A 12676-nucleotide genomic window follows, 5' to 3' on the forward strand; every position below is an offset into this window, starting at 1 on the left:
GGCTGTAAATTCCCGTCGATTTTTTGTTGCTTGACAAGTTTTTGAACTAAGCTTTTACTGCAGGCAAATATTTCTGCTGTTTTTCTGATCGACAGCTTCTGCTCGATATGGGCTGCTACTATTTTGGATCGCAAATCTACTGAGTATGCTTTCATTGGTATATTATTTTTAGTCGATTTTATTGTACCTCATAACATCCGGAAGTGCTGTAACACCATACCAAACAGCAGGCTGATGGTGACGCCGGAAGCTAAAACGAGATTTCCGCCAGTTTTCTGTATCAGTTTAACGCCGGCTTTGGTGGCTCGTCCTGCCTTGCGTAAAGGGGCATGAGATGACATAATACTCTCCAAAGGTTATTGACAAATGGAAATGACCGTGAGATTTTATCTATACTTCACTGTTGTAACCTGTTAATGCGGATTGCTGTAAGGGGTTTCAACAAAAATATAGAAGTTCCTCTAGAATTGTTAAAACTGAAAACCGCCCCTAAATTTATTTGTGCGGATTCAATTCAAAACTCAAAACCCAAAACTCAAAACTCAAAAATATTTAAATTCCTCCCATGTCTATTATTGAAATTGCCCAAAAAACGCGCGTATCTGCTAGAAAATTGGCAGTTTTGTCCGCTGATGCCAAAAATCAAGCTATTGAAGCTATTGCAAAAGCTTTAGAAGCTGCTGCGCCGGATATTGTGGCGGCGAATGCTGCTGACTGCAAGGCTGCTGAGGTGGATGGAATAGCGAAACCGCTGTACGATCGCCTAAAGTTGGATGAGAGCAAGTTGAAAAGTGCGATCGCACGCCTGCGCGACGTTGCGATACAGAAAATCGGCTGGAAAAATACAACCAAGGCACGGAAGGCGTTTGGGGATGTACCCGTTGTTAGTACTGAAACTCGGTTTGTCCGATGGAAGTTGCGCCGATGGATCAAAGTGGTAAGATTAAACAAGAGATTCTCGCTCGCAAAGATGAGCAAGCCAGTTGCTCGATTCGCCACGGGAAAGTCTTAATCAATAAAGAATTACGATTTTAGATGATGTCACAAATCGTAATTCTTGCATCCCAAATCTCAAATCCCCGGATCGTCTCGCTCAACTACCATCTGTGTCTAATCAACATAAGATTGGCAAGTGTGGGAAATGCTCAACCTTATTTAATAGTAAAAGAGGAATTTTTACCATGATAAAAAAAATAATAAAACTTGTTGTAACTAAGATTTACGATATATTTTTTGCCAAAATAGCAAATTTTGCTATCACAAGATACATGGACACAGGCTTCCTGTTTAAATACTTGCTTTACGGAAATGAAGAACGCTTGCAAATTGCTGAAACCGCTGTGGTAAACAATGCTACTTTTAACACAATTTCTGGCACTATCCAAATAGGAGAATATGTATTTTTTGGACTTCATGTTGCAGTGTTAACAGGAACACATGATTATAATAAATTCGGACGTGAAAGACAGATAACTGTTCCGGGTTTGGGAAAAGACGTAATCATTAAGGAGGGAGCTTGGCTGGCTAGTAATGTTACTGTTATTGGACCTTGTATAATTGGAGAACATTCAGTGGTAGCTGCTTGTTCTCTTGTTAATAAGGATGTACCGCCTTATACTATTGTCGCTGGAATACCTGCTAGAGTTATCAAAAAAATTACCCCCCCTTCCAATACCGATCAAACGGTCGGTTAATAACCAGTTGTATGGGGAATTAATATCGTTTCCGGTTGCATGGGAATGATAAAGTCAAGGTCAATAATTCCACATTCCCCCACGGATCACTCCCCATCATTCCGGTGTAACCGGAATTGATATAAAGTGTTGACTGAGAATCAGTCCTGAAGGAACTCTGACTCTCTGAAACCGGGTTTCTTAATCTTAAGTAAACCCACCGAAAACAACACAATATCCAGATACCCGACTTCTTGAAGAAGTCGGGTATCTAAAAGAAGACGATTTTACATTTTTAAAATAAATCAATCAAATCTTAAGCTGGAAATAACACGAATAGAAGTGCAATACCGATCGATCTCGCATTTATACCCATCACAAAAGACCAGAAGCGGTGATAGCTACTAACCACCGTACCGCTATCGCTTTCAAGCTGAATCAAATCCATCCAAGGTGCCACACCCCGGGGGAACCAACCCAAAGCGCTAACATCCATTCCCATCCAACTTTTAACCCGTTTCAGGCCAAACAGAAAATTACCAATTGGCCCAAAACCAGAAGCATAGCGCAGATAAATCATTCCCGTTGAGTCTTGCAATTTCAAATCAGAACCGAAGGTATAACCCGCATCTCTGTATCAGTTTAACGCCGGCTTTGGCGGCTCGCCCTGCCTTGCGTAAAGGGGCGTGAGATGACATAATACTCTCCAAAGGTTATTGACAAATGGAAATGACCGTGGGATTTTATCTATACTTGACTGTTTTAACCTGTTAATGCGGATTGCTGTAAGGGGTTTCAACAAAAATATAGAAGTTCCTCTAGAATTGTTAAGACTGAAAACCGCCCCGAAATTTATTTGTGCGGATTCAATTCAAAACTCAAAACCCAAAACTCAAAACTCAAAAATATTTAAATTACTCGCCATGTCTATTATTGAAATTGCCCAAAAAACGCGCGTATCTGCTAGAAAATTGGCAGTTTTGTCCGCTGATGCCAAAAATCAAGCTATTGAAGCTATTGCAAAAGCTTTAGAAGCTGCTGCGCCGGATATTGTGGCGGCGAATGCTGCTGACTGCAAGGCTGCTGAGGTGGATGGAATAGCGAAACCGCTGTACGATCGCCTAAAGTTGGATGAGAGCAAGTTGAAAAGTGCGATCGCGGGGGTGCGCGACGTTGCGAAACTCCCTGAGCCGAGCGGTGTCGTGCAAATCCACCGTGAATTGGATACAGGATTAATTCTGAAGCGCGTCACCTGTCCTTTGGGCGTTTTAGGCATTATTTTTGAAGCGCGCCCAGAAGCTTTAATTCAGATAGTATCCTTGGCAATCAAATCGGGAAACGGCGTCATTCTCAAAGGCGGCAAAGAAGCAGTCCGTTCCTGCGAAATATTGACAAAAGTGATACATCAAGCATTAGCAGAAACTCCTGTTAATCCAGAAGTCGTGCAGTTGCTCACCACGCGGGAAGAAACAATCGAACTGCTCAAAATGGATGAATATGTAGATTTGATTATTCCCAGAGGTTCTAATTCCTTCGTGCGGTTCGTGCAGGAAAATACCCGAATTCCCGTGTTAGGACACGCCGACGGAATTTGTCATTTGTACGCAGACAAAGCGGCGGATATTCAGAAAGCAGTAGAGATTTCTGTGGATGCAAAAACTCAGTATCCAGCAGCCTGCAATGCCATTGAAACCTTGTTAGTTCACAGTGCGATCGCCCCCAAATTCCTGCCCGCTGTTGCCGCAGCTTTGCAGCAGAAAAAAGTTGAATTGCGGGGAGACGAAAAAACTCGCGCCATCCTCGAAAATATTGCCGAAGCGACAGAAACCGATTGGTGTACAGAATACAGCGATTTGATTTTGTCAATCAAAATAGTAGATTCTGTGGAAGAGGCAATTAACCATATCAATACTTACGGTTCCAGACACACAGATGTTATTGTTACCGAAGACAGCCAAGCCGCCGAAACTTTTTTAAATGGAGTAGATGCGGCGGGAGTTTATCACAATTGTTCGACTCGATTTGCCGACGGTTTCCGCTACGGCTTCGGTGCAGAAGTGGGGATTAGCACGCAGCAAATGCCGCCTCGCGGGCCTGTCGGTTTAGAGGGGTTGATTACCTATAAGTATCGAGTTGTTGGAGATGGTCATGTGGCCGCGAGTTATGTAGGGAAGGATGCGAAGGGGTTTACTCATCGGGATTTGTAAGCATTTGAGTAATTCTTGTCCTTGGTGCTACTAGATTTTCCCTTAGTCCGTAAAGCTGTGAGACTATCCCACTTTTCTACTGTCGGTTTATACAACCAACGCTCTAGTTTAGCTTCATCCACATATCCTCTTAGTTCGGGATCTGGCCAAATGTGTAGTCGCTCTTCACACCCCACATCTTTCGCTGCTTCTTCAATATATTCCCATTGTTTGCTAAAACATTCTGCCCATGATTTTCTAGTCATAATTGAATGAGCAAAATCTAAACCTGCTGCTGTCATTCGCTTACCATTAGTCCCGCGAGCATTAATGGGTTCCCAAAAAATAACCTCTGGATTCACATTCATGATTTTCTCTAGATATCTTTTAAAGTCCTCTAATGTCATGGTAGGAGGAGTGGGAGCCATTGCAACATACAATCTACATCCAGCTTCATGACCTTTTAGCAAAGCTTCATAGCGTTTAGAAGGTGGAGGTGATTGAGGTTCTATCTTGCGAATCAGCTCGTCATCATCTAGGTATGGCAAACTCATGCCAACTGTCACATTAGGATTTTTGAGAATTTCGAGATCGTTTACCCACAATAAACCACGAGTTAGAATTCTGACTCTTTTGTTATATTTTAATAGAACCTCGACGGTCTTGCGAGTTATATTTGCCGTTTGCTGGTTTTGATATGGGTCAGTACCCGAACACAATAAAACTACTCCTTTTCCTTCTGGCGTCTCGCGCCAAGACTTTTTGCGACTTAGGTTTTTTTCTAGTAACTCGGGTATATCTTCACGAACAAAAAGATACTGTCCCCAGTCCATTTGAGGATTGCTTACTCCCCTTTCCCGCAGTTGTGCTTGCTTTGTCCTAATTGCTGGCGTTGAGGGTACATAACAAAAGGTACACCCGTGCAGACAACCAGAGGCTACGTTAATTACATAGTCGCATAGTCCCTTCTTATTAAGCGCACTCTCTTGCAGTGGATTGACAATTTTTTCTGTGCCTTTGACGATAGACATTATATGCCTCTGTTTATGGTTGTGAGAGTTTCTGGAGCTTAGTTATTTAGGAATCAGATGTAAAAAACTTACTCTTATAAAATAATGAAATTTGATATTTTTGGGGTAGTTTTATTATATCATTTTTTTGCAACTTGACTCGCTTACCGCTTAATAACTTATCCTTTCTCCAAACTTCTATTTCTTTATCATCAATATATCTGTTGATATATTCATTATAGAGCCTTCGGTTAGCTGGATTAAGTACCATTGTTCTTTTCTTTATTTCTCCAAAAGAAATACCTTCGGGATTTTTTCTGATTAAATTTCCCACATCTCGATCTAACTTATCCATACAAACTTCATAACTATCTTTGGTGATATTCAATTGGAGAGAAATTTGATTTTGATTATAATAATCAGCAGTTTTAAGTCCATATCCATATATTTCATAATGGTATTGATAATCTAGATTGTTCTCTAAATCAAAGCAATCTTTGATAACTTCCAATGCTGTTAAGTTCTTAGAAAGATGCAGTAGATAGTATAATACATTACTTTCTCCTTTAGGAATCAGTGCAAAAGTAAAAACATATTCGGATTTACCTCTTTCAATAAAGAGCTTGACAGTTTGGTCTCTCAAATAACACTGTTCTCCCATGCTTGTGTCTTCTAAGTTGGCTTCTTCATAATATCCATCTGCTTCAAGAACTTCTTCAAAAGCAGATTTCAGTGTTGTGTATCTTTCAAGAAGAAATCTTTTGATATAAGAAATCATGTAAGTATATAAAATTTCCGAACCCCTGAGATTATTTAAGTCTCTAATAGTTCCCATTGAAACATCTGTCCAACCAAATGGATCTAGCAAAAAGAAAGAATGACCTCTACGAGTTTCAACTGTAAAAATACATGATTTTACTAAATTTTCAAATTCTCCCTGTAGAAATTCACATTCCTCTATCCTATCTCCATAACCCTCATTAAATGTATGCGGTTGTTCGTCAACTAATTCTCCTAAATTCGCTTTAATCATTGAATAACTTTTGAGACAACTCAGGTGCGATTTTTTACTATCTATAAAAATAAATTTTACATTTAATGGTTGTGAATAAATTCGTTTGGATTTTTGATGTGCTTTTCTTACAGCTTTTATAATTTTAATAGGAGAACCTTCCCATTCATCACTACCATCTTTATACATACCGCCCCCACAAAAGCCATCTATAAAAGTAAATGTAGTTTCTCCAAAACGAGTTTTTTCATAAAGTGTATATATGAGGTTTTCAATATATTTTTCGATAATTTGATGTTTGGATTTAGTATGAGGATCTATTGTTGGAATATTACTTCCGTCTGCACTCCATTTTGGCTTTGAATCACTCATGTTGATTATCTGATGAAATAAAATTAGTGACATAACTTATTTATCAAATATTACCAGATAGGTTGACCAGGTGCAACTACCTCAATAAAAAGTGTTAGCTTTCTTAAATTTCGGGTCAATTCGTTCCTGAATCAAGCTACAAAGTCTAGTGTGTCAATCAGATAAGATTGACATAATTAGCTGAAGTTGTGCAGGAATCTGGGGCTAAATCCGGCGATCGCCCTGACATTCAAACAAACTTAGCTACAATAAGCTATACTGTGCTCGGCGACTCCCCAACTCGAACAATTTGCCGTGGTTTATGTCTAACTCCTCCCTCCTCGCCCCCGGTTCGACTCTCGAAAAACGCTACCGCATTCTCCGCGAATTAGGCCGCGGTGGCTTCGGGCGCACTTACCTCGCCGAAGACATCAACCGCTACAACGAATCTTGCGTACTCAAAGAGTTTTCTCCGGTTGTTCACAGCCCCAAAGCTGCCGAATTGTTCGATCGCGAAGCGAGTATGCTTTACCACCTCCAACACCCGCAAATTCCAAGGTTTCGAGAACTCCTGCGAACGGATTTGGGGGGGAATCCATCTTTATTTTTAGTGCAAGATTATATCAAGGGTCAAACCTACGAAGAAATATTGATATCGCGCCAGCAGGAAGGTAAAAATTTTACCGAAGCCGAAGTGACTCAACTGCTATTTCAGCTTTTACCAGTTTTAGAATACATCCACTCGAAAAATTTAATTCACCGCGATATTTCCCCGGATAATATTATTCAGCATGATGCTGACAAACTACCATTTTTAATTGATTTCGGTTCTGTCAAACAAATCGCAGCCAATGCCGTAGTTCAGTTTAACGGACAATCGGATACGGCGATCGGGAAACAGGGTTATTCGCCGGCAGAACAAATACGACTGGGGAAAGTTTCTGCTGCTAGCGATTTGTACGCTTTAGCCGTCACGGCTTTGGTACTGTTAAGCGGCAAAAAGCCTCAAAAATTGTACGATATCAATAATAAAACTTGGGATTGGCGATCGCACGTCAGTGTCAGCCCAAATTTAGCCAGCGTATTGGATCGGATGTTAGCAGAACAACCGGGCGATCGCTACCAATCTGCAAAAGCAGTCCGCGAAGCACTCAAAGATCCAAAACTATCTCAAATTGGCAGTATAATTTCCCAAATGGTGACAATGAACTTTGTCGGCCGCCCTTTCAAAAACACCACTCAAACTGCTACCAGCAATCATACTCCTGTTCACCAAAATCCTCAACTGGTTAATAACAACAACACATTCAACTTAATTCCTTGGAAAATCTTAGGGAGTTTAAGTGTCGTTTTGGTGCCAGGAATGTTAGCTTTTAGTGTAGTCAAATCTGGTTTCACGTTGCCCAAGTTGCCGGATTTACCTAAATTTACTTCGCGCCAGCAACCTCCCGATACATCCTTAGAGCAAGCTGAAATAATTCGTCAAGAAAAGATTGGTAAACGGCGCAAAAATCTCAATATTAATCAAGATATTTTCTATCAAAAAGTGGATGAATTATATTACAATAAATATCCCGAATTACAAGGGCGCAGCTTGACAGAAAAGCCAGAAGATGCTGAAATTAGGCAGAAATGGTATGAAGTTGCTGAGGATTTACTCGACAAGTTGGAGAAAGGAGGAGAGTTGTGAAATTTAAGAGAGAATAAGAGTGATTGAACCGCAGAGGGCGCAAAGAGCGCAGAGGGAGAAGGAAAAGGGCAAAAAAAGAGAGGGAAGAGAAAGAGAACTTTATCTGGTTTAATACAAATTGGTATAGACAACGCACTTTTAGTTTATTGCAAAATGGATTCTATTCAACTTACAGGAATTCGCTGCTACGGATATACGGGCTATCTGCCTGAAGAGCAAGTTTTGGGACAGTGGTTTGAAGTGGATGTTACTCTCTGGCTGGATTTATCGCAAGCTGGAAAAAGTGATGATATTCAACATACTCTTGATTACCGCAGCGCAATTACTCTGATTCAAAAGCTAGTCCAAGAGTCGAAATTTTTATTAATCGAACGCCTAGCAGATACTATTGCTCAAGCGCTTTTAGAACTACCGTTAGTGGAAAAAGTTAAACTACAACTCTCGAAACCTGCTGCCCCCATCCCTGATTTCGGGGGTAGAATTACTCTAGAAATTACTAGAAGTCATTAGTCATTAGTTCTTAGTCCTTAGTCATCAGTCTTTAATCTGCATTAGTTTATCGCTAATGACTGATGACTGATGACTGATGACTATTGATTAATTACCACTTCAGCAAGTTAAATTCTTCCATGTCTACGGTATTGCGGTTGCGATAAATCGCCAAAACTATTGCCAAACCCACCGCAGCTTCAGCCGCCGCTACCGTAACTACAAACACGGTAAATACTTGGCCCTTAACTTGTACAGGGTCGAGATAATTGGAGAAACCCATCAAATTGAGATTGACAGCATTCAGCATCAACTCGATCGACATCAACACGCGCACTGCATTTCGGCTGGTAATCAAACCGTAAATACCAATACAGAAAAGTGCGGCGGCTAATAACAGGAAATACTGGAGTTGCAGTTGCATAAATTTTTTGAGTCTTTCTCAATCAACATTACTACAAGACAGAGAGATAGGTGCAGTGAACACCCTACTGTAGCGTGTCTAAATCATTCATACACTAGGGGTAGTGATAGGTACCTACCTCCGAGCGGGGCAACCACGGGTAAATTGCCCCTACCTTAAATGTACGAATCATTTAGACTAACTACTTTTATTTAGATTCTGGCGAAGACACATCTCCGGCAGAAACTAATTCGCGAGGTCTTTCCGGCAAACTCAAAGCAGGTGTTTCGGATAGCTTCTTTGACAGTTCATCCGGGAAAAAATCGCGGCGCGCCAAGACAATTGCTCCCACCATTGCCATCAACAAAAACACTGATGCTAACTCGAAAGGCAGCAAAAAGTCGGTGAAGAAATGTTTGGCGATCGTGACGATCGAACTTTCTGCCGGTGCTCCTGTCGTTGCCACAATAGCCCAAGGAGTAGACACCACCATCGTACCCAAAAGCGCAAACAAGCCTACGCAAACTACTGCTGTTGCTACTTGACGCACCCAAGCGTTGGGAATTATGCGGAAATCTTCTCGCTTGTTCACCAACATAATCGCAAACAAAATCAAGACGTTAACAGCGCCAACATAAATCAATACCTGCGCTGCTGCTACAAAGTCGGCATTCAGCAACAAGTACAAGCCGGCAATGCTGGTAAATACGCCGCACAGCAAAAAAGCTGAGTAAACGATGTTGGATAACAGCACTACTCCTAGTGCTCCTCCAATCATCATTACGGACAGTATGCCAAATGAAACAATTTGAACCCCTTCAGCTAGATTCACAATTTTTTATCCTTTGGTAATTGGTAATTGGGAATTGGTAATTGGGCATGAGGACATTGGGCATTGGGCATTGGGCATTTGTTAGTAGTTATTTAGTTATTAGAAAAACTACTAACAAGTAACCACTCATCACTAATTACTAACTATGCCCCATGCCCCATGCCCCATGCCCCATTACCTACTTTTCGATAATTTCCTCTGGACGCAGACCGGCGCGGCGATCGGTGTAGGAAACTTCATGGGGGTCGATCACACCTTTCGGCAAGTAAGCGAATTCCCGCATCGGTGTCACCATCGGGTCATCTGTAACCTTGTAGGGCAAACGTCCGAGGGCCACGTTGTCAAAATTCAATTCGTGGCGCTCGTAGGTGGCTAACTCATATTCTTCTGTCATCGACAAACAATTAGTCGGACAATATTCTACGCAGTTGCCACAGAAGATACAAACACCGAAATCGATACTGTAGTGCTTGAGTTGTTTCTTCTTGGTTTCTTTGTTAAATTCCCAATCCACTACAGGTAAGTTGATCGGACATACCCGAACGCAAACTTCGCAGGAGATGCACTTGTCAAATTCAAAGTGAATTCTGCCCCTAAAACGTTCGGAAGGAATTAATTTTTCGTAAGGATACTGCACCGTAATCGGGCGGCGTCTCATGTGGTCAAAAGTAACACCTAGACCTTGACCGATATACTTAGCAGCTTGAAAACTTTCTTTGGCGTATTCGCCTACTTGATTGAGGAATTTTAACATGGTGTTCTCTCTCTGTACTTGAGTTTTTGGTAATAGCTAATTGATAATAGGTAATTGGTTAACAGCTATTTTTTTTAGCTGTTGCCATTTACCTATTATCAATTAACCGCCAAAAGCAAAGGGAAAGGCAAGCTTCAAAGCTGCGGTCAATAGCAAATTAACTAAAGCAACGGGCAGCAAAAACTTCCATCCCAAATCTAGCAATTGGTCGATCCGAACTCGCGGCAGAGTCCAGCGGAGCAGAACTGCCAGAAACAGGAAAAAGTAGGCTTTCAACATGGTCATTGTAATGCCCAGCAAGCCAGTAATTACCTGCAACCAAGGAGTCGTCTCGCTCAATCCCAGCGCATTTGTCAGCACTTCGACAGGAATCGGGGATTCCCAGCCGCCGAGGTACAAAACTGCTACTAGGAGGCAAGAAAGGACGAGGTTAACGTAGGAAGCGATATAGTACAAAGCAAATTTCATGCCTGTGTACTCCGTCTGATATCCTGCTACCAATTCTTCTTCTGCTTCCGGGAGGTCAAAGGGCAACCGTTCGCATTCTGCTAGTGCGGAGATCCAGAAAATCAGGAAACCTGCTGGTTGCCGCCAGATATTCCAGCCGACAATGCCGTAGCCGGTTTGCTGGTGTACGATGTCGATCGTACTGAGGCTATTGGACATCATCACGACTGCCAATACTGCCAAAGCTAGGGGAATTTCGTAGCTGAGGGATTGAGCTGCGGCTCTGAGTCCTCCGAGGAGGGCGTATTTGTTGTTTGAAGCATAGCCGGACATCAGCAAGCCGATCGGCTGAATGCTAGACAGGGCAATCCACAGAAATATCGCTGTCCCCATATCGGCGATCAGCATATGCTCTCCGAAGGGCACGATTAAGTAGGAGAGAAAAACTGGAATCACCACAATTACCGGGCCTAGGGTAAATAGCAGCGCGTCAGCTTTTGCCGGTACAATGTCTTCTTTGAATACCAACTTCAGACCGTCAGCAACGGGTGCTAGCACTCCCAGAGGGCCGATAAATTCCGGGCCTACCCGCTGTTGAGCGGCGGCGGAAATTTTCCGTTCCAGCCAGACGCTAGTGAGTACCCCGAAAACGGCAGCGACAATCATCAGCAACATCGGCAGCGGTAGCCAAAGCACTTGGGCGATGTCCGCCGGTAAGCCCAAATTCATGAGGGCTTCTACGAAACTTCCTTGTAAGTCAATTCCTGGGTTCATTTGTCCAGCTTTTGAGCGGTCAGCATATAATTTTTCACCCGTCCTTCGTAGGAGTAGGCTTAGAAATCGGGGTCTTTGTAAAGATTTTTAATGCTTTACCGCCTAATAGTATATCGCCCGACAGGCTCCAAGAACGCACAGACAGGGTGAAGTTCTAATTATATGAGCCCGCAGCGTAGCTAATGGGTTGGTAATATCATTTCCGGTTACACCGGAATGATGTTGACGGTTGACTGTTGACTGTTGACTGTTGACGCCGTGAACAGTCAACCGTCAACAGTGAACTCGAATTTACTATTCCGATGCTAACGGATTTGATATAATTTATGTATTTTTACTTAGTCGATCGAGCTAATCTATTTTAGATTTTAGATTTTAGGTTTTAGATTGAACATTGAATGCCAAACAAAAGGGCCCAGAGTTAACTCTGGGCCCTTTTAATGCTTTAAAGTAACTTTCAAATGGCTTAAACCATTGATTTTACGTCACTTTTTTTATGGAACTGGGCAGAATCGAACTGCCGTCCAAAGCGGGTATTTACCTTCCGATCGTTCACAGGTTTATCCCTTCTAATCCTCAGGGCGGGAACCATCTTTATCCCAAATGGGGGGATTTTCTAGTGATTGCTTTCCTAGCTAGCCGACTAGAAACGTTTAGCTAGGGCATCCGTTGGGGGTTGTTATGCTACCGTTAACGGAGTGAGGTCGCATACACTCTAAACCAAGCTCAAGAAGTTTTTAGGCTACAGCTACGGCTTTGCGAGCGAAAGGAACGATGTTGTTCGCATTTACTATTTTTTTTGAGCCGATATTAACGAGAGTAGACTCCCTCTCGACCTGCATCACGGAGCAGCTTTCGCCACCCTGTCGAAACCATTACAGCCCCTCGTGTGTTCTTTAATCATAGACAATATTTCGTGTTGCGTCAACTAGATTTTAGATTTTGGATTTTCGATTTTGCCACAAAGCTGAGTGGGGAATATTTACATCTTTCACCATTTTCTTGAACAGGCTTTCCGGCCTGTTCCACAAGAGTTGAGTTTTCCTGTGGGGTGG

Annotated in this window: 11 protein-coding genes, 1 other RNA gene and 1 pseudogene; 5 read left to right on the forward strand and 8 right to left on the reverse strand. The window is 42.2% G+C overall.

Translation table 11 applies throughout. The features are described from left to right. Window positions 1-565: 565 nt before the first annotated feature. Window positions 566-817: pseudogene (locus QUA47_RS12540) on the forward strand (glutamate-5-semialdehyde dehydrogenase); the annotation flags it as partial. A 289-nt stretch (window positions 818-1106) separates the two neighbouring features. Next, on the forward strand, window positions 1107-1694 hold the full coding sequence (locus tag QUA47_RS12550) for an acyltransferase (protein ID WP_333430982.1): 588 nt from the start codon (window positions 1107-1109) through the stop codon (window positions 1692-1694). Between the two features lie 295 nt (window positions 1695-1989). Here the strand turns inward: QUA47_RS12550 and QUA47_RS12555 are convergent, their stop codons facing one another. Continuing rightward, window positions 1990-2253, reverse strand: a complete 264-nt coding sequence (locus QUA47_RS12555) for a hypothetical protein (protein WP_333430983.1) — start codon at window positions 2251-2253, stop codon at window positions 1990-1992. 343 nt (window positions 2254-2596) lie between these two features. Here QUA47_RS12555 and QUA47_RS12560 point away from each other — a divergent pair, with 343 nt between their 5' ends. Continuing rightward, the gene (locus QUA47_RS12560) at window positions 2597-3880 is read left to right on the forward strand and encodes a glutamate-5-semialdehyde dehydrogenase (protein ID WP_333430984.1); all 1284 of its coding nucleotides are present in this window, start codon (window positions 2597-2599) and stop codon (window positions 3878-3880) included. Here the strand turns inward: QUA47_RS12560 and QUA47_RS12565 are convergent. Continuing rightward, a complete protein-coding gene (locus QUA47_RS12565) occupies window positions 3865-4890 on the reverse strand; it encodes a radical SAM protein (protein WP_333430985.1) in 1026 nt (341 codons plus the stop codon). The genes QUA47_RS12560 and QUA47_RS12565 overlap by 16 nt on opposite strands. A 46-nt stretch (window positions 4891-4936) precedes the next feature. Continuing rightward, window positions 4937-6253 (reverse strand): three-Cys-motif partner protein TcmP, encoded by a 1317-nt coding sequence (gene tcmP, locus QUA47_RS12570; protein WP_333430986.1) that lies wholly within the window; start codon window positions 6251-6253, stop codon window positions 4937-4939. Window positions 6254-6554: 301 nt separating this feature from the next. Between tcmP and QUA47_RS12575 the strand changes: the two genes are divergently transcribed. Both QUA47_RS12575 and folB read left to right on the forward strand, forming a co-directional pair. Then, window positions 6555-7922 carry a serine/threonine-protein kinase gene (locus QUA47_RS12575; RefSeq protein ID WP_333430987.1) on the forward strand — a complete coding sequence of 456 codons (1368 nt, stop codon included), beginning with the start codon at window positions 6555-6557 and terminating at the stop codon, window positions 7920-7922. Between the two features lie 153 nt (window positions 7923-8075). Further along, window positions 8076-8432 carry a dihydroneopterin aldolase gene (gene folB / locus QUA47_RS12580; protein WP_190662829.1) on the forward strand — a complete coding sequence of 119 codons (357 nt, stop codon included), beginning with the start codon at window positions 8076-8078 and terminating at the stop codon, window positions 8430-8432. A 91-nt stretch (window positions 8433-8523) separates the two neighbouring features. Here the strand turns inward: folB and nuoK are convergent, their stop codons facing one another. From nuoK to ssrA, 5 genes are all read right to left on the reverse strand, one after another. Further along, window positions 8524-8829, reverse strand: coding sequence for an NADH-quinone oxidoreductase subunit NuoK (gene nuoK, locus QUA47_RS12585; protein ID WP_199292736.1), 306 nt, complete (start codon window positions 8827-8829; stop codon window positions 8524-8526). A gap of 193 nt (window positions 8830-9022) precedes the next feature. Next, a complete protein-coding gene (locus QUA47_RS12590; protein ID WP_333285197.1) occupies window positions 9023-9646 on the reverse strand; it encodes an NADH-quinone oxidoreductase subunit J in 624 nt (207 codons plus the stop codon). 178 nt (window positions 9647-9824) lie between these two features. Beyond that, complete coding sequence (ndhI, locus tag QUA47_RS12595; RefSeq protein ID WP_333430988.1) at window positions 9825-10400, reverse strand: NAD(P)H-quinone oxidoreductase subunit I; 576 nt, start codon at window positions 10398-10400, stop codon at window positions 9825-9827. A gap of 102 nt (window positions 10401-10502) precedes the next feature. Further along, window positions 10503-11621 carry an NADH-quinone oxidoreductase subunit NuoH gene (gene nuoH, locus QUA47_RS12600; RefSeq protein ID WP_333285199.1) on the reverse strand — a complete coding sequence of 373 codons (1119 nt, stop codon included), beginning with the start codon at window positions 11619-11621 and terminating at the stop codon, window positions 10503-10505. Window positions 11622-12115: 494 nt separating this feature from the next. Beyond that, window positions 12116-12506: a transfer-messenger RNA gene (ssrA, locus tag QUA47_RS12605) on the reverse strand. Window positions 12507-12676 lie beyond the last annotated feature (170 nt).

This window comes from Microcoleus sp. MON2_D5, from assembly GCF_036701905.1.
Classification (GTDB): domain Bacteria; phylum Cyanobacteriota; class Cyanobacteriia; order Cyanobacteriales; family Microcoleaceae; genus Microcoleus.